Source organism: Streptomyces caeruleatus (assembly GCF_001514235.1).
Classification (GTDB): Bacteria; Actinomycetota; Actinomycetes; order Streptomycetales; family Streptomycetaceae; genus Streptomyces; species Streptomyces caeruleatus.
In genome coordinates this window covers 638,854-656,688 of record NZ_KQ948925.1, presented here as the reverse complement: position 1 = coordinate 656,688, position 17,835 = coordinate 638,854, and the positions used below count along the sequence as shown (strand labels likewise).

Annotated in this window: 14 protein-coding genes; 8 read left to right on the top strand and 6 right to left on the bottom strand. The window is 72.6% G+C overall.

Annotated features, from left to right (window positions below):
- Positions 1 to 137 precede the first annotated feature (137 nt).
- A complete protein-coding gene (locus tag AQJ67_RS07750) occupies positions 138 to 2,354 on the top strand; it encodes an alpha/beta hydrolase family protein (protein WP_244190383.1) in 2,217 nt (738 codons plus the stop codon).
- A gap of 30 nt (positions 2,355 to 2,384) precedes the next feature.
- Here the strand turns inward: AQJ67_RS07750 and AQJ67_RS07745 are convergent, their stop codons facing one another.
- The 4 genes from AQJ67_RS07745 to AQJ67_RS07730 form a co-directional block, all read right to left on the bottom strand.
- A complete protein-coding gene (locus AQJ67_RS07745; RefSeq protein WP_062717290.1) occupies positions 2,385 to 4,823 on the bottom strand; it encodes a right-handed parallel beta-helix repeat-containing protein in 2,439 nt (812 codons plus the stop codon).
- Between the two features lie 109 nt (positions 4,824 to 4,932).
- Positions 4,933 to 5,538, bottom strand: a complete 606-nt coding sequence (locus AQJ67_RS07740) for an Rv1733c family protein (protein ID WP_062717289.1) — start codon at positions 5,536 to 5,538, stop codon at positions 4,933 to 4,935.
- 178 nt (positions 5,539 to 5,716) lie between these two features.
- A complete protein-coding gene (locus AQJ67_RS07735) occupies positions 5,717 to 6,544 on the bottom strand; it encodes an MOSC domain-containing protein (RefSeq protein ID WP_062717288.1) in 828 nt (275 codons plus the stop codon).
- Between the two features lie 43 nt (positions 6,545 to 6,587).
- Entirely contained in the window at positions 6,588 to 7,025 is a 438-nt protein-coding gene (locus tag AQJ67_RS07730) for a DUF6643 family protein (RefSeq protein WP_062717287.1), read from the bottom strand.
- Between the two features lie 296 nt (positions 7,026 to 7,321).
- Between AQJ67_RS07730 and AQJ67_RS07725 the strand changes: the two genes are divergently transcribed.
- Positions 7,322 to 8,617, top strand: a complete 1,296-nt coding sequence (locus AQJ67_RS07725; RefSeq protein ID WP_062717286.1) for a TerD family protein — start codon at positions 7,322 to 7,324, stop codon at positions 8,615 to 8,617.
- Here AQJ67_RS07725 and AQJ67_RS07720 read toward each other — a convergent pair whose 3' ends face one another.
- Positions 8,618 to 9,811 carry a glycosyltransferase gene (locus tag AQJ67_RS07720; RefSeq protein ID WP_062717285.1) on the bottom strand — a complete coding sequence of 398 codons (1,194 nt, stop codon included), beginning with the start codon at positions 9,809 to 9,811 and terminating at the stop codon, positions 8,618 to 8,620.
- A 39-nt stretch (positions 9,812 to 9,850) separates the two neighbouring features.
- Here AQJ67_RS07720 and AQJ67_RS07715 point away from each other — a divergent pair, with 39 nt between their 5' ends.
- Complete coding sequence (locus tag AQJ67_RS07715; RefSeq protein WP_107122805.1) at positions 9,851 to 10,636, top strand: glutamate racemase; 786 nt, start codon at positions 9,851 to 9,853, stop codon at positions 10,634 to 10,636.
- A 105-nt stretch (positions 10,637 to 10,741) separates the two neighbouring features.
- Entirely contained in the window at positions 10,742 to 11,287 is a 546-nt protein-coding gene (locus tag AQJ67_RS07710) for a hypothetical protein (RefSeq protein WP_062717284.1), read from the top strand.
- Between the two features lie 3 nt (positions 11,288 to 11,290).
- Here AQJ67_RS07710 and AQJ67_RS07705 read toward each other — a convergent pair whose 3' ends face one another.
- A complete protein-coding gene (locus AQJ67_RS07705; protein WP_062717283.1) occupies positions 11,291 to 12,364 on the bottom strand; it encodes an O-antigen ligase family protein in 1,074 nt (357 codons plus the stop codon).
- Between the two features lie 336 nt (positions 12,365 to 12,700).
- On the opposite strand from AQJ67_RS07705, the gene lnt reads away from it, so the two are divergent.
- The 4 genes from lnt to AQJ67_RS07685 all read left to right on the top strand — a co-directional run bounded on the left by lnt (position 12,701) and on the right by AQJ67_RS07685 (position 17,746).
- Positions 12,701 to 14,311: an apolipoprotein N-acyltransferase gene (lnt, locus tag AQJ67_RS07700; protein ID WP_062717282.1), complete on the top strand. Its 1,611-nt coding sequence runs from the start codon at positions 12,701 to 12,703 to the stop codon at positions 14,309 to 14,311.
- A 68-nt stretch (positions 14,312 to 14,379) separates the two neighbouring features.
- Positions 14,380 to 14,859, top strand: a complete 480-nt coding sequence (locus tag AQJ67_RS07695; protein WP_062717281.1) for an NUDIX hydrolase — start codon at positions 14,380 to 14,382, stop codon at positions 14,857 to 14,859.
- A 54-nt stretch (positions 14,860 to 14,913) separates the two neighbouring features.
- Positions 14,914 to 15,723, top strand: coding sequence for a 3-hydroxybutyrate dehydrogenase (locus AQJ67_RS07690; RefSeq protein ID WP_062717280.1), 810 nt, complete (start codon positions 14,914 to 14,916; stop codon positions 15,721 to 15,723).
- Positions 15,724 to 15,799: 76 nt separating this feature from the next.
- On the top strand, positions 15,800 to 17,746 hold the full coding sequence (locus AQJ67_RS07685) for a helix-turn-helix domain-containing protein (protein ID WP_062717279.1): 1,947 nt from the start codon (positions 15,800 to 15,802) through the stop codon (positions 17,744 to 17,746).
- Positions 17,747 to 17,835 lie beyond the last annotated feature (89 nt).

Here is a 17,835-nt window from a genome sequence, read left to right as displayed (position 1 = left end):
CTTGTGCCCGCACAGACAGAAGCCAACGGCTCGTCACGGGGGAAGTGCGAACAGTGGAACGTGCGCAGAGACACGAAAATGCCGGAATTGCACTGGAACTCCTGGTTCACGGCGTCGGCGGCACCACACCACAGGAGATGCTCGACGATCCGCGGACCGTACGGATCACCGGCGACGACACGGCCGCCGTGTTCCGGCGGGCCGACGACGTCGACGCCGAGGACCGACCGGACGACTACCGGGGCAGACCGGTGCCCGAGGCCTACGTCTGGTGCAACCTCACCTCGGGAAACAGCGCCCGCGCCCTGTGGCTGCTGTTACTGCCGTTCATGGTGGTCAACCTCGCCCACTGGATGCGCCCCACCACGCACGACCGCGCACGGACCGTACGTCTCTACGGCCTGCTCGTACGGCTCGCGGGTCTGACCCTGACCGTGCTGCTCGTCGCCGCCGCCTGCGAGGTCGCCCTGGACCTGGCGGCCTGGCAGTGCGCGGGCACCCGCGCGTGCACCGAGCGCAACAGCTGGCTGGGCTTCCTCTCACCCACCGTCTCGGACGGCGGCTGGTGGAGCCACCCCGGCCGCAGACTCGCCCTCGCGGCCGTCGTGCCCGCCGCGCTCACCGGCCTCCTCTGGTACCTGTCCCGCCGCACCTGGAGCGCCTACGAGTCCCAGCAGCCGATGTCCCGCGACGCCGAGCCCGACGAGGAGTCCGGCGGCACCTCCCTGGGCCGCCCCGGCTTCTGGTACGGGCGTCGCCTGGTCGCCCGGCTGCGCGCCGCGCACACCGCCGCCGGCCTGCTGACGGTGGCCGCGGCGGTCGGCTCGGCGGCTGCGCGCTTCGACCGCGGACCCGGCGGCCCCGCGCTCCTCGACACGCTGGGGTGGCTCCTGGACGCGGCGCTCGTCTGCTGCGCCGCCGTCGTGGTGTGGGTGGTCTGCCGCCGGGGCCGCAGCGAGAACCGCCTCGACCAGGAACTCGACGAGCACCTCGTACGACGCCTGCCGCTCGCCGCCCTCGTCCTGCTGGCGCTCGCCCTGGTCTACGCCGGGTGGGACCGCCCCGGCTGGCATTCGACCGGCCGCCTCCCCGGCGACCCCACCTTCGGGGCCATCGCCTTCTTCCAGGGCCTGCTCGTCATCGTCCTCGCCGTCGTCGCCCACGTCCTGCACCGCACGCGCCCCGACCCGCGCGCCGCCATGCGTGGCCTGGGTGGACCCGCCGTGGTGATGCTGGCCTGCGCCCTCGGCGGGGTGATGTCCGGCGGGGTCGCCCAGCGCGTCGCCGACTGGCTGGACGGCACAGGCGTGTCCGTCGCCGGCCCGCCGGTCCTGCTGACCTGGCAGGCCTCCGTGATTCCCCCGCTGCTGGTACTGCTGCTGTCGCTGTGCGGCTGGCTGGCATGGCGGGCCTGGCTGCTGCGCCGCACCGAGCTGGGCACGGTGGAGCTCGACTACGCCGGCGAGCCCCGCGACCCGGCCCGCACCCGCCGTATCGCCGGCACCCGCGCGATGGCGACGCTCACCGACCGCGTGCCCCTCTTCGTCGCCGTCACCTCCACCGCGACCCTGCTCCTGGGTGCCGGAGCCCTCGTCGGCGCCCTGACCGACGAGACCCCGAGCGAGGCCGCCGACGGAACGTACGCCTTCGTGCACGGCGCCGCCGAGACCGCGCAGGCGCTGGGCTCCTGGCTGATCGGCTTCGGCTTCATACTCTTCGTCACCTGGGGCAGACGCGCCTACAAGGACGCCTCCGCGCGGCGCACCATCGGCATCCTCTGGGACGTCGGCACCTTCTGGCCGCGCGCCGCCCACCCCTTCGCCCCGCCCTGCTACGCCGAGCGCGCGGTGCCCGACCTGACCTGGCGCATGGCGACCTGGACCCGCGCCGAGGACGACCGCCGCCTCGTCATCTCGGGGCACTCCCAGGGCAGCGTGCTCGCCGCCGCGGCGGCCTGGCAGCTGACCCCCGCCGACCGCAAACGGGTCGCGCTCCTCACCTACGGCTCACCCCTGGAGCGCCTCTACGGCCGCTGGTTCCCGGCCCACTTCGGCCCGGCCGCCCTCGCCTCCCTGCATGCCGAGGTCGACTGCTGGCGCAACCTGTACCGCGTCACCGACCCCATCGGCGGCCCGGTCCGGCTGCCCGGCAGCTGCACCCCCACGGTGGACCGCGAGGCCCTCAAGGACCCGCTGGCCTACGGCCGTACCCCGGCGCACCCCTTGCCCGCGCCGATCTTGGGCCACGGCGACTACCAGGCGGACCCGGCGTTCGCGCAGGAGCGGCAGCGGCTGCTCAAGCGGCTGCGGCCCGAGGTGCCCGCACCGCGGCCGGACTCCGACGTGCCGAGCTGATCCCGGGCCTGCCGGGCCTGCCGGGCCGTCTCAGGGAAGCTCCGGCAGGTCCTCCTCGTACAGCAGTGTCAGGTCGTCCGTGCTCGGTTCGTCGAGCTGGGCGACCCGGCCCGCGTGCCGCTCCACCATCGCTTCGAAGGTCTGACGTGCCGTACGCCCGTTACCGAACGCCGGGCCCTTGGGAATCGCCGTGAAGTACTTCCGGAGGGCCTCGGCCAGGCCCGGACCGAGCCGGTACTCGTGCTCCTCGGCCTGCTGCTCCACGATCCGCAGCAGTTCGTCGGGGCCGTAGTCGCTGAAGGTGATGGTCCGCGAGAAACGGGACGCCACACCGGGGTTGACCGAAAGGAACCGCTCCATCTCGGCCGTGTAACCCGCCACGATCACCACGACCGCGTCCCGGTGGTCCTCCATCAGCTTCACCAGCGTGTCGATGGCCTCCTTGCCGAAGTCCCGGCCCGAGTCCTCCGGTGACAGCGCGTACGCCTCGTCGATGAACAGCACACCGCCGCGCGCCTTGTCGAAGGCCTCCTGCGTGCGGATCGCGGTCGAGCCGATGTGCTCGCCGACCAGGTCGACGCGGGACACCTCGACCAGATGCCCCTTCTCCAGCACACCGAGGGAGGCGAGGATCTCGCCGTAGAGCCGGGCGACCGTCGTCTTGCCGGTGCCGGGGGAGCCGGTGAAGACCAGGTGGCGCTTGACCGACGCCGCCTTCAGACCCGCCTGCTGACGGCGCCGCCCCACCTCGATCATGTCGGTGAGGGCGCGCACCTCGCGCTTGACACTCTCCAGGCCCACCAGCGCGTCCAGTTCACCGAGGACGGCCTTGGAGGTGCGCGCCGGCTGCTCGGGCTCCGCTGCGGCGATCAGCGGCTCCTGCTCGGTGCTGCGCTGGCCGGGGATCGCGCCGAGGAGGCCGGGGGACTGGTGCGCGGTCTGTACGGCGGGCTCGGTCGCCGGGGCCGGCCTGAGGCCCGCGCTCTCGTCGCTGGTGCAGTCCTCCACGTCGGGACCCACTCCGGAGGCCGCGTCCGGGCCGCCGTCCGCGAACTCGTACCCACCGCGCGCGCATCGCTCCGTCCGGCACTTCTTCAGCGTCGTACGGCAGCCGTCGATCACATGGAAGCCGTATCCGGCGCTGCCCCGCACCCGGCAGTTCAGGAAGGTGCCGCGACCGCCCGCCGAGACATAGAACCCGGCTTCCGCGGGGGAGTCGACCGTGCAGCGCTCGATGGTGGGATCGGCGCCCTTGGTGACGATCACGCCGGTCTGGTTGCCGTCCAGCGTGCAGTTGTTGAGGGTGCCGCCGCTGCCGTGGTCCCGGAACCAGGCGCCCGTCGCCGCGTCCCGGATCCGGCAGTCGTCGAGCTGGGCCGTGGCGCCGTCGCTCACCGACACCGCAGTGTTGCGCACCTGGAACAGGTCGCTGTCGACGACGTCCGCGCGGGAACCGCGGTCGAGGACGAACAGGGCGTCCGGCACGTCGTGCACCCGGCAGGAGTCCAGTACGGCGGTGGCGCCGTCGCTGACCCACACCGCCGGGTAGTCGCCCGTGCTGTCGAAGATCTCGCACTGGTTGGCGTCCACGCGCGTGCCCGGATCCCAGACCGAAAGGCCGTTGCGCCCGAACTGACGCACCGTCGTGCGGGTCAGCGTCAGGACCGAGCGGGAACGCAGGTCGACCGCGTTCTCCGGGATGTCGTGGATACGGCAGTCGGCCAGGGTCAGCACGGCGTCCGTGTCGAGTGTGACCCCGTCGGCGGTGGTGCGGTGCACATCGCAGTCCGTGAGATGGGCGGTGGCCCGGCCGGTGATCTGGACGCCGGAGCCACGGACCTCGTAGACCTCGCAACCCACGGCTTCCAGCGCGGAGTTCTCCCCGGTCGCCGTCAGCCCCGAACCCGACGCGTGGTGGACCCGGCAGCGCTCCAGACGCGGATGCGCGCCCCCGCGTACGGCGATGCCCGCCTGGCCGGCGGCAACGACCTCGCACTCCTCGAACACCCCGCCCCCGCCGTCGAGTACGGCGATCCCGATGCCCGCGGGGTTGTCCACGGTGCAGCGCCGCACCGTCGGCCGCGCGCCACCGCGCACCTCGATCCCGGCCGCTGACCGCGTGACGATCCGCACGTCCGACAGCTCCGGCGTGCCCTCCTCCACGAGCAGCGCGGGCGCCGCCGCGTCCTGGCCCTCCACGTGCAGGTCCTGAACCACGGCCGAGGCGCGCACCGTCAGCGGCACACCGTCCAGCGGTGCGATCCGCACCGAGCCCGGAGAGCCCTCCGGGCCGCGCAGGGTCACCGCTCGCTGGACGACGAGGTTCTCCCGGTAGGTGCCGGGCGCGACGGTGAGGACGTCACCGTCGGCCGCGGCCTCCAGGGCGGCGGCGAGCGACGCGTACTCACCCGTGCGGCGCCGCCACCGCGATGTACCGGTGTGCGTCACCTGGACCGTGCCCTGTGCCATGGCGTTGATGTGCCCCCACCTCGTAGTACGCGGGATTTACTGCCGAAGAGTTCGGCCGGTCCACCGTAGCGTGCGCGCGGGCGGTGGGTTGACCAGAGCCGTAAGGCCGTCAGCTGCCGGTGCCGGTCCGGCCCCAGTCCGGACCTGCCTTGTCCCAGGCCTGGTCCCAACGGGCGTACCGGCGACGGACCATGCGCCAGACGACCAGCCGTCTGCCCCCCTCGATCAGGCCGGCGGCCAGCAGGGCCGCGCCGAAGCCTGCGAGTACGGCATGCGTCGCCGCGGTCGCGGAGTCCAGCGGGCGGGCAACGGTGTGGCCCTGCTCGTCCGTCCATATCCTGAACCGGTCGCCGGGCCGCGGGCTGTCGAGGCTCGTCATGACCGGGCCCTGGTGCACGGTGCCGTCCGGTGCGGTCCAGTCGGCCACGACCCGGGTGCGCATGGTCCGCCCGGTGGCGGCCTCGGGATCGGCGTCCAGCGGGGAGCCGTCCAGTGTGCGGACCACGCTCGCCGTCACCATGTGCCGCGACGCGCGCTGTTCACGCACGGACGCCTGTAAGGCGTCCTGGGCGAGGCCACCGATCAGCGAGCCGGCCACGGGCACGACGACGAGGATCAGCAGCAGGGCCGCCAGAGCCAGCCAGGCCTCGGCCAGATCGGTCGGACGGCGCAGCGGATTGTCCCGCCAGCGCCAGAGTCCGCTGATCGCCCGCATCGTCCGGCCACCCCCTTCCCGCTCCGTGATAACCCCGGACGGAGCAGCTCACTCGCGAGTCCGGCGAAGAGAGAGCGAAATCACCGCCGCCGGGCCTCTCATGAACTTCTCACGAAAGCCCCAACGCGCGGGCCCGTGGGCCCGGTTCCCGCCCGCCGCCGCCCGCAGGGGTGAATTCTCAGCCGAGGATCGTGACCGGGTCGCCGACCCGGATCGTGCCGGGGGAGAGGGGCACCATGTTCTGGCCGAAGATCAGCTTGCCGTCCAGACGGCGGTGCCGGCCCAGGGTGTGCAGGGGTTCCCGGCCGCGCTCGGCGGTGGCCTGGTCGGTCGTGGTCACCACGCAGCGCCCGCACTTCTTGGGCACACGGAAGGTGACCTCGCCGATGGCGATGCGCGACCAGTCGTCCTCGGCCCAGGCGTCGGTGCCCGACACGACCACGTTCGGGCGGAAGCGGTTCATCGGAAGCGGGCCCTCGTCCGCGTGATCACCCCGCGCGATGAGGGAGTTGAGCGCGTCGAGGGAGGCCGTGGTGGTGACCAGCAGCGGGAAGCCGTCGGCGAAGCTGACCGTCTCGCCGGGCAGCGCGTACTCCGGGTCGACGGGGCGGCGGGTGCCCGGGGCGTCCATGTGCACGAGGCGCGCGTCGACACCGAGGAAGGCGGTGCACCAGGCGTGCGCGGCGCCGTCCTCGGCGAGGACCGCTTCGACCTTGTCCCGGAAGATCTGCATCGGCACGGTGACGGACGCGGTCGGCACGGCCACGGTCAGCGGATCCATGCCGGGTGCGGACAGCCGAATGCCGCCGCCGGGCAGCAGCTCGGCGGCGGCCAGCGCGAGGCGCGGCTGCTGGCGCTGTGTAACGACCTTTCCCCCGTCGTCGATCAGCGCCCAGCGTCGGTCTCCGGCCAGCCCCCAGGGCTCCACGACGGCCTCCCGGGGCGCGGTGCCCCGGAACGCCTTGACCGGATGAACGTGTATCGACTGCAACAGTGCGTGCCCCATGGAGCCATCGTGCCAGGTGGCACCGACAGTCCAGGGGAACGGGTCAGTAGCCGCGATACTGCTGGTTGTTGTACGGGTCCTGGTAAGGAGTCGGGGCGGGGCGGGGAGCCGCGGGGCGCATCGCCTCGTAGCCCATGCCTCCGGGCGCCACCGGCCGGGGCTGCTGCTGTGACTGCGGACCCGGATAGCCGCGCGGCGCGGCCGCCTGCTGCGGGATGTACGCCGCGGGCGCCTGCTGTAGCGGAGCGGGCTGCTGCGCCTGCGGATAACCGTAGGAGGGCTGGGTCGGAGCCGCCGGGAGGGCGGGCAGTGCCGACGGCAGGGCGGGCAGATTGCTGCCCGGCATGTCGTACGCGGCGGGGACCCGGATCGGGGCGATCTGCGGGGTGCCCCGCTCGGCCACGAGCGAGTCGTAGATCGGAGTGTCCGGGAAGGAGGCGGAGTAGTAGCCGCCGCCATAGGTGGAGCGGGGGGAGGTCATGGCGCATACGTTAAGCCCACGATGTGCTGGTTGGGGAGACCGATAAGAGGGTTGTTTTATGTGCCCGCAGTGACGCCGGATCCCCAATGCGAGCGAACTTGGCAAAAAGGGACGCCAATCCGCGCCCTGATCGTGTAAATGCCGAGCTCCGGGCGGGTTACCGGGGGTTGACCGTCGGTGTTCCCCCGCCCTTCACGGGAGTTCTCCGGCGCGGGGAATAGGTTGACCCTGTAGAAACCCGATGAGCTGCCGGGACATCCCTGGCGCGGTGACCCGTGATGGGGGCGGACATGTCAATGCCGAAAGGGTCGAACGTTCCGGTGCCGACGACGGCGCTGAGGGTCGAACTGGGCTGGCGCTCCGGGCCGGGTGTGCCCGACGCGGACGCCTCGGCGCTGCTGCTGGTCAGTGGAAAGGTCCGTTCCGACGCGGACTTCGTCTTCTACAACCAGCCCGCGCACTCCTCCGGCGCCGTCCGCCACGAGGGCAAGCGCGACGCCGGCGGCCGGGTGACCGACAGCCTGCTCATCGACCTCGCGCGCGTGGAGCCCTCGATCGAGACCGTCATCGTCGCCGCCTCGTCCGACGGCGGCTCGTTCGGCCGCATTCCGGAGCTTTATATCGAGGTGAAGGACAGCGGTCAGGGCACGGTCGTCGCTCGTTTCGACAGCACGGGCGCCACCGTAGAAACCGCTTTCGTACTCGGTGAGTTCTATCGCCGTCAGGGCGCCTGGAAGTTCCGCGCCGTCGGCCAGGGTTACGACAGCGGCCTCGAAGGCCTCGCCACCGACTACGGCATCACGGTCGACGAACCCCAGCAGGCGACGCCCGCCGCGCCGGTCGCCGGCCCGATGACCCCGCCCCCGCCCCCGCCTCCGCCGATGGCGCCTCCGGCCCCCGTGCAGCCGCCCGCCATGCCACCGGTCCCGCCGTCCGCACCCCAGGCGCCACCCGTCAGCCTCAGCAAGGTGACGCTCACCAAGGCGGCCCCCTCGGTCTCGCTGACCAAGCAGGGCGGCACCTCGGGCGCCATGCGCGTGAACCTCAACTGGCAGGTCCGCAAGCAGTTCTCGGGCTGGGCCGCCAAGCTGGGCCGCCCGGTCGCCATGCACAACGACCTCGACCTCGACCTGTGCGCCCTGTACGAGCTCACCGACGGCCGCAAGGGCGTCATCCAGTCCCTCGGCAACGCCTACGGCGCCCTGCGCCAACCTCCGTACATCCACCTCGACGGCGACGACCGCACCGGTGCCATGGCGAGCGGCGAGAATCTCACCGTCAACCTCGACCACCAGCGGGACTTCCGGCGCATCCTGATCTTCGTGACCATCTACGAAGGAGCACGTTCCTTCGCCGACCTGCACGCCACGGTCACGCTCACACCGCAGCACGGCGCACCGGTCGACTTCTCGCTCGACGAGTGCACGGTCCCCTCGACGGTCTGCGCCCTCGCCCTGATCACCAACACCGGCAGCGATCTGGTCGTCCAGCGCGAGGTCCGCTACCTGGTGCCCGAGCGGGGGGTGAGCCCGCAGCGGACGGTCGACTACGCGTACGCGTGGGGCATGAACTGGACGCCCGGCCGCAAGTAGTCAGCCCTCGTCGGGCACCGCGTCCGGACGCGTGTAGGTGCGGCCCTTCCAGGCCGCGCCGCGCCCCCGGTAGTGCTGCACCGCGGAATCGACCGTCATCAGGAGATAGAGGAACGCGGTGAACGGCAGCAGAGGAGCGAGCCACAGCGGCTGCCGGTAGTAGCGGAGCATCGGAACGTACGTCCCCGTCATCACCAGCCACGCGAGCCCGCCGGCGACCGCGGCCGCCCTGTCCCCGACGGCCGCACCGGCGATCAAGGCCACGGGCGGCACCAGATAGACCAGAGCGAGCCCGGCGACCGTCCCGGCCAGCAGCGCGGGGTTGTGCCGCAACTGCGCGTACGCGCTGCGCGACACCATGCTCCACAGGTCGCGCAGCCGGGGATAGGGGCGTACGCTGTCCACCCGCTCGGCCAGCCCGAGCCAGATGTGGCCGCCGCCGCGCTTGACGGCCCGCGCGAGCGCCACGTCGTCGATGACGGCGTGCCGGATGGCGTCCGGAATCCGCGCCTGCTCCGCGGCCTCGGTGCGCAGCAGGACGCAGCCGCCCGCCGCGGCCGCCGTACGCGCCGCCTTCTTGCCGATCCGGCGGAACGGGTACAGCTGCGCGAAGAAGTAGACGAAGGCCGGCACCACCAGCCGTTCCCATCCGCTCTCCACCCGCAGCCGGGCCATCTGCGAGACCGCGTCGAAGCCCCCGGTGCGCGCCGCCGCGACCAGCTCCCGCAGGCTGCCGGGCGCGTGCGCGATGTCGGCGTCTGTCAGCAGCAGGTACTCGGGCCCACGCGCGCGTGCCAGCCCGATGCCGTGGCGTACCGCCCACAGCTTGCCGGTCCAGCCGGCCGGCGGTTCACCGGGTGAGTCCACGGTCATCGGCAGCCCGCCGTGCCGCCGCGCCAGCTCGCGCGCCACCTCTCCGGTGCCGTCCGAACTGCCGTCGTCGACCAGGAAGACCTCCGCCCGCCCCGGATAGTCCTGCGCAAGCAGCGACGGCAGGCTGGCCGGGAGCACCGCGGCCTCGTCGCGTGCCGGGACCACGACGCAGACCGCCGGCCAGTCGTCCGGTTCCGCCCGTCGTGGAAGTCTGACGTCCGTACGCCAGAAGAAGCCCTGGCAGAGCAGCAGCCACAGCCAGGCGGCGAGTGATCCGGCGGCGGTCCACGCGAAGGCGCTCACGCGCGCAGTCTGCCCCACGCGGAGGGCTCGCAAGGGCCCATCGTCTATCGTGGCCGGGTGAAGATCGCGCTGATGGACTCCGGAATCGGCTTGCTCGCGGCCACCGCCGCCGTACGTCGGCTGCGACCCGACGCGGATCTCGTGCTCTCACTCGACCCCGACGGCATGCCCTGGGGCCCCAGGACCACCGAAGACCTCACGCGGCGCGCCGTGGCCGTCGCCGATGCCGCCGCCGCGCACCGGCCCGACGCACTGATCATCGGCTGCAACACCGCGACCGTGCACGCACTGCCCACCGTGCGGGCCCGCCTCGAACCCGGCATACCGGTCATCGGTACGGTGCCGGCGATCAAGCCGGCCGCGGCAGGCGGCGGCCCGTTCGCCATCTGGGCCACCCCCGCCACCACCGGCAGCCCCTACCAGCGCGGACTCATCGACGATTTCGCCGACGGTGTCACCGTCACCGAAGTGCCGTGCTTCGGGCTGGCCGAGGCCGTGGAACACGCGGACGAGACGGCGATCGAGGCGGCCGTCGCCGCGGCCGCCGCGCTGACCCCCGACGACGTGACGACCGTAGTCCTGGGCTGCACGCACTACGAACTCGTGGCCGAACGCATCCGCGCCGCCGTCCAGCGCCCCGGCTTCCCCCCGCTCGTCCTGCACGGCTCCGCCGGAGCGGTCGCCGCGCAGGCCCTGCGCCGACTGGGCGAGCAGCCCGCCCCCGGCGCCGCGGCGACCGGAACCCTGACCGTGCTCCTGAGCGGCCGCGAGGGCACGCTCCCCGAGCCCGCCCTCTCCTATGAAGAGGGCCGTCTCCTCCAGGCGATCAGCCCCGCACGCTGACCGGCGGGCACAGACCGGACGCCCCTGGTCCGCCATGGCCCGGTCGGCGCAGTCACCCTGTGCAGCGCGGTACCAGCGCAGCGAAACCTGAGTAACCTCATAGGCATGAGGGACCACCACCCCCACGGCAGGAAGCCGCACCCCGATGTCTGGACCGGGCGGGCGACCAACCGGGTCCAGTGGTTGCTGGCGCTCGTCGGTGCGGCCTGCATGGCGCTCGGCGTCGAGCTGGCCGTCGACTCCCCGTGGACCGGCGGCGTCGCCGCGCTCGTGATGGCCGTCGTCGGCTGCATCGCCGCCGGACTGCTGGTCATCTTCGGCACGCTGGCGTTCGTGCATGTCGCGCTGAGGGTCGACCACGAGTGCCTCGAGGTGCGCTGCGGCCACCTCGGTGTGCCGCGCCGCCGAATCCCCCTGTCCGAGGTCGTGGGAGCCGACTTCGTCCCGCACGTCACTCCGCGCCACTGGGGTGGCTGGGGCTACCGGTGGCGGCCCGAGAAGGGGACCGCGGTCGTCGTACGACGTGGTGAGGGCCTGGTCCTGAGGCTCTGGGACGGCCACACGTTCACGGTCACCGTGGACGACGCGGAGGCCGCCGTGACGGTCATCAGGGACCGGCTGCGGACACGGACGGCCGACACGGCGCTCTGAGCGCTACGCGTCAGGGGCCGGTCGATCGCCACGCGCGCGTACGTCGCTCTCACGCTGTGCCGACTCGTCGGCGATCGGACGTGCCGTGGCCAGGCCCGCCAGCAGGCCGGCGCCCACCGAGACCATGGTGAAGCTGAGCGCGTTGCCGACCGCGGCGATGGCCGCCAGCGCCGTCAGGGCCGCGCCCGCGGTGAGCGCGACCGGCGTGGGGCGCGCCGTGCGCCACAGCGCGAACAACATCCAGCCGAACGCCGCCGCCAGCAGCAGTACGCCGACGACACCCTGTTCCGCCGCCTGCTGCAGCGGCGCCGAATGGGGCTTGCCGTCGGACGGCAGCGTCGCGCCCGCCGTCGCACTGAACTCTCCGAATCGCCCCGGGCCCACACCCAGGGCGGGCTCCCCGCCGGCCATGTCCAGGGCGTCGTGCCAGAGCTCGACCCGATGGCGCGTGAGCTGAGCCTCCAGCCAGGCGGCGAGTCCGTCCGGTACCGCGTTCGCGGCGACCGTCCAGGTCAGCCCGGTGACCGAAGCAGCGGCCAGGGCTAGCCCCGCGATGCCCACGCCACGACGGCGGAGGTGGCCGGCGGCGAGCGAGCACAGCAGGACGGCGGAACAGGCCACGAAGCCGGTGGTCGAGCCCAGCGCCGCCGCGGTCACCGCGATCCCGGCGGCCAGCAGGCGCAGCCCCAGGCGCAGGGCCGGCACCGCCGTGACCCAGGCGGCACAGCACGCTGCGCCCGCCGAGAGGGTCAGTACGGCCGCGGTGGCCCCGGCGTGTCCCAGCGGGGCGACGATCTGCGGGCCGGGGGACAGGTGCGGAACGCCCAGGGTCAGGCCCACTCCGGCCAGTGCTCCGGCGCAGGGCGCGGCGACCGGCAGCAGCGCCCCGCTGATCCGCCCCGCGGCATAGCCGGCGGCCACCGCGAGGATCGCGAGCAGGACCCCTTCCGGCCGTCCGTCGTGCACGGCGGCCGAGATCAGCGACCAGGCGGCGCAGGCCCCCAGCACCACTACGCCGGCCGCATCAGAAACGTTTCGTCTGTCGCTGTCCTCATCCGGACCTGCCGCAGACGTCATCCCCGTGACATCCACCCCGCCCCCCGAACCCGGTCCCCCGACCTGTGACGGCCCCCGGCCGCCCGGACCTGACCGGCCGGTACGACTGAGGCTCCGGCTTACCGTAACGGCTGATGGTCGATTTGTGGACGTGTCGTGCAGGAACGACAGCCGACGCGGCCTACAGGGCAGGACCGCGCCGTCGGCACGGCAGGACAAGGTCCCCTGCGGCCACGGCAGGACAGGGCCCCCTGCTGTCACGGCAGGACCGGGCCCCCTGCGGCCACGGCAGGACCAGCCCCCTGCCGCCACGGACCGCGCTGTCGGTGCCGAGGTCAGCCGCCGTACACTCCCGGAGTGACCGTCACCGCAACTTCCGTGGGCGAGTCGGACCAGCTGCCGTCGCGGACAGCGCCCGCCTCGCGCGCGGCACGGCTCGTGCGCCTGGTTCCCGCCCTCGCCGCAGCGCTCTCCGGAGTGCTGTTCTACGTCAGCTTCCCGCCGCGCACCCTGTGGTGGCTGGCCCTGCCCGCCTTCGCCGTCTTCGGCTGGGTGCTGCGCGGCCGCAGCTGGAAGGCGGGCCTGGGCCTCGGCTATCTCTTCGGCCTCGGCTTCCTGCTGCCCCTGCTGGTATGGACCGGAGTGGAGGTCGGCCCCGGCCCCTGGCTAGCGCTGGCCGCGATCGAGGCGGTCTTCGTCGCGCTGGTGGGCGCGGGAGTCGCCGCGGTGTCGAAGCTGCCGGGCTCGCCCCTGTGGGCGGCGGCGCTGTGGATCGCCGGAGAGGCGGCACGCGCGCGTGCGCCCTTCAACGGATTCCCCTGGGGCAAGATCGCCTTCGGCCAGGCCGACGGCGTCTTCCTGCCGCTCGCCGCGGTGGGCGGCACACCCGTGCTGGGCTTCGCGGTCGTCCTGTGCGGCTTCGGCCTGTACGACGTGGTCCGGCTGCTCCTGGAGCGGCGCCGCACCCGGACCGTACAGCGGTCCGCCGCTGCCGTGGCCCTGCTGAGCGTGGCCGTACCGGTGGCGGGCGCCCTGGCCGCACGGCCGCTGGTCAGCGACAAGGCGGAGAACGGCACCGCGACCGTCGCCGTGATCCAGGGCAACGTGCCGCGCGCCGGACTGGACTTCAACGCCCAGCGGCGAGCCGTACTGGACTACCACGCGCGGGAGACCGAGCGCCTGGCCGCCCAGGTCAAGGCGGGCAAGGTCGAACAGCCCGACTTCGTGCTGTGGCCCGAGAACTCCTCCGACATCGACCCGTTCGCCAACCCCGACGCCCGAGCGGTCATCGACACCGCCGCCAAGGCGATCGGCGTGCCGATCTCCGTCGGCGGCGTGGTGGAACGCGACGGCAAGCTGCTCAACGAGCAGATCCTCTGGGATCCTGCCAAGGGCCCCGTCGACACCTACGACAAGCGGCAGATCCAGCCGTTCGGCGAGTACCTGCCGTTGCGCTCGATCGTCGGGGCGATCAACGAGAACTGGACCTCGATGGTCCGCCAGGACTTCAGCCGGGGCACCGAACCGGGCGTGTTCACCATGGCCGGCGCCAAGGTCGGACTCGTCACCTGCTACGAGGCCGCCTTCGACTGGACCGTGCGCTCCGAGGTCACCGACGGCGCCCAGATGATCTCCGTGCCGAGCAACAACGCGACCTTCGACCGCAGCGAGATGACCTACCAGCAGCTCGCGATGTCCCGCGTCCGCGCCGTCGAGCACAGCCGCACCGTCACCGTCCCGGTGACCAGCGGCGTCAGCGCGATCATCATGCCGGACGGGACGATCACGCAGAGGACAGGCATGTTCGTCGCCGACTCACTCGTCCAGAAGGTGCCGCTGCGCTCCTCCGAGACGCCCGCGACACGTCTCGGCACCCTGCCGGAGATCGCCCTGCTGCTGGTCGCCGCGGGCGGTCTCGGCTGGGCGGTCGGCGCCGGGCTGCGGGCACGGCGTGCCGGTGACGTGTAACCGTACGCCGGGCGCACGCCCCCGGAAGTCACCGAAAGCGCTGTCATCGGCCCGTTAGGGTCGGGGACATGGCTACTCCTGACTTCATTCGTACGATCCGGGCCGCGGCCGGTCACCAACTGCTGTGGCTCCCCGGTGTCAGCGCCGTCGTCTTCGACGACGAGGGACGGGTCCTGCTGGGCCAGCGCGCGGACAACGGCAAGTGGACGGTGGTCAACGGCATCCCGGACCCGGGCGAGCAGCCCGCGGTCGCCGCCGTGCGGGAGGTGTACGAGGAGACGGGCGTCCGCTGTGTCGCCGAGCGGATCGTCCTGGTCAGGTCGGGTGGTGAGGTCACCTACCCCAACGGCGACACGTGCCAGTTCATGGACATCACCTTCCGCTGCCGTGCCGTGGGCGGCGAGGCCCGCGTGAACGACGACGAATCCCTTCAGGTGGGCTGGTTCGAGGTCGACGCGCTGCCCGCGATGGACGAGCGTCAGCTGTTCCGGATCAAGCAGGCCCAGTGCGATGAACCCACGTGGTTCGAGCCCATGAGCTCGGACTGAAGTATGGGCTGTGACCATATGTGGCCTGGCGAGGGTGCTGCCTAGGGTCGAACCATGACCCCGCCCAGCATCCTCCCGGCCCAGGGCTCGTCCGTGCCCGTCCCGCTCGACCTCGGCGGCCGCACCGCCCTCGTCACCGGCGCCGCCAGCGGTATCGGCCGTGCCTGCGCGCTACGGCTCGCGGCGGCAGGGGCCAAGGTGAGAGCGGTCGACCGGGACGCCGCAGGCCTGGAGGAGCTCGCCGAAGCGGCCCGAGGTCTCGCGGGGGCCGTCGAACCGCACGTCCTCGACCTCACCGACCTGGACGCCGCCGAACTCGCCGCCGCAGGCACCGATGTCCTCGTGAACAACGCCGGGCTCCAGCTGGTGCGTCCCCTCGAGGAGTTCCCGCCCGACGTCTTCCACACGGTGGTCACCGTGATGCTGGAGGCGCCGTTCCGGCTCATCCGCGGGGCCCTGCCCCACATGTACGGGCAGGGCTGGGGACGGATCGTGAATGTGTCCTCCGTACATGGGCTGCGCGCCTCTGCCTTCAAGTCGGCCTATGTGGCCGCCAAACACGGTCTGGAAGGACTCTCCAAGACCGCCGCCCTGGAGGGCGCACCCCATGGCGTCACCTCGAACTGTGTGAACCCCGCCTATGTGCGCACACCACTGGTCGAGAAACAGCTCACCGACCAGGCGCGGGCCCACGGTATTCCCGAGAAACGCGTGCTGTCCGAGGTGCTGCTCCAGGACAGCGCGGTCAAGCGGCTCATCGAACCGGAGGAGGTCGCCGAGGCCGTGGCGTATCTGTGCGGCCCGCAGGCGTCCTTCGTGACCGGCACGTCGCTCGTGCTCGACGGTGGCTGGACCGCGCACTGACCGGCCTGGGGCCGGTGGAGGTTCGAGTTGTCCACAGGGCTGACGGAGTGGCGGTGCGATGAGCAATCCTGTCGGCATGTCCCGCGATCACGTGCACCCCGCCGAGCGCTCAGCAGCCCCTGCCGGAGCGCCCCTGAGCAGCGCGGAGACGCCGTTCCTCGAGCTGCTGGCCCGGGGCGCGTCCGCCGACGCCTATGAACAGCCGGTGCTGCTCGCCCGCGCCGAGGGCAGATCCACCGAGCGGATCGTCGCCCTCGAACAGGCCAAGCTGCTCGCGCTGCGCGTGCGCTCCGAGCTGGAGGGACGGCGCAGGCGCGAGGCCGAACTGTCGGCTCTCTTCGAGACGGCCCACGACCTGGCCGGCCTGCGCGACCTCGACGCCGTGCTCCAGGCGATCGTGCAGCGTGCCCGGTCGCTGCTCGGCACGGACGTCGCCTATCTCAGCCTGAACGACCCGGCCAGAGGCGACACCTATATGCGGGTGACCGAGGGATCCGTCGCCGCCCGCTTCCAGCAGCTGCGGCTCGGCATGGGGGAGGGCCTGGGCGGCCTCGTCGCGCAGACCGCCCGCCCCTATGTCACCGACGACTACTTCAAGGACGACCGCTTCCAGCACACCCTCACCATCGATTCCGGCGTGCGCGACGAGGGGCTGGTCGCCATCCTCGGGGTGCCGTTGATGCTGGGACACCATGTCATCGGGGTCCTGTTCGCCGCGGACCGGCGGGCCCGGGTCTTCGAGCGGGAGCAGATCGCGCTGCTCGGCTCCTTCGCCGCCCTCGCCGCGGCCGCCATCGACACCGCGAACCTGCTCACCGAGACCCGCTCGGCCCTCGCCGACCTGGAGCGGGCCAACGAGATCATCCAGGACCGCAGCGGAGTCATCGAACGGGCCTCCGACGTGCACGACCGGCTCGCCGAACTCGTGCTGCGCGGTGGAGGCGTGCACGACGTGGCCGCCGCGGTCTCCGAAGTCCTCGACGGCACGGTCGAGTTCGCGGAGGCCACCGCCGCACCGGCCGGCGCCCTGGAGATCTCCCGTGTCGAGGGCCACGCGGTACGGCACGACGCCGACTGGATCGCCGCCGTGGCCGCGGGCGGCGAACTGCTCGGTGCGCTGGTCCTGCGCGGCCACCCCGGCCTCGACCCCGTCGACCAGCGCACCCTGGAACGGGCCGCGATGGTCACCTCCCTGCTGCTGCTCGCCCGCCGTTCCGCCGCCGAGGCCGAACAGCGGGTCCGGGGCGAGCTGCTGGACGACCTGCTCGACGCCCGCGACCGCGACCCGCGTCTGCTGCGCGAGCGCGCTGCGCGACTGGGCGCCGACCTGGACGCCACCCATGTCGTCCTCGCCGCCCGCCTCGACGCCACGTCGGCCGACGCCGACCAGGAGGCGGCCGCCCGCAGACGCCTGTGGTCCGCAGCGTCCCACCTCGCCGCGACCCGCCACGGCCTGGCGGCCGCCCGCGACGGCGGCACGGTCCTGCTCCTGCCCCTCGCCGCCGGAGACACGGCCACCACCCTGGCCCGCAGCACCGCCCGGCACCTCGGCACGGCCGTCCACGAGGCGGTCACCGTCGGCGCCTCCGCCCCGGTCGCGGCCCTGGCCGCCCAGCCGGACGCCGTGGCCGCCGCCTACGAGGAAGGCCGGCGCTGCCTCGACGCCCTGCGCCTGCTCGGCCGCTCCGGCGACGGCGCCGCCGCCGAGGACTTCGGGTTCGTGGGACTGCTGCTGGCCGGAGACCGGGACATCACGGGCTTCGTCGACCGCACGATCGGCCAGGTCGTCGCGTACGACGAACGTCGCGGCACCGACCTGCTGCGCACCGTCGACGCGTACTTCGCCAGCGGGATGAGCCCGGCCCGCACCAAGGACGAACTGCACGTCCATGTGAACACCGTCGCCCAGCGTTTGGAGCGCGTCGGCCGCCTCCTCGGCGACGACTGGCAGAGCCCCGCCCGCGCCCTGGAGATCCAACTGGCCCTGCGGCTGCACAGGTTGACGGCACCGGGACAGCGCTGACCCCCGTACGCGCTGGCGTACGGGGGCCGCTGCCGGAGCTCGGTGGACGCTCGGGACCGCTGGGGACCGCTGGGGGACCGTTGGGGGAC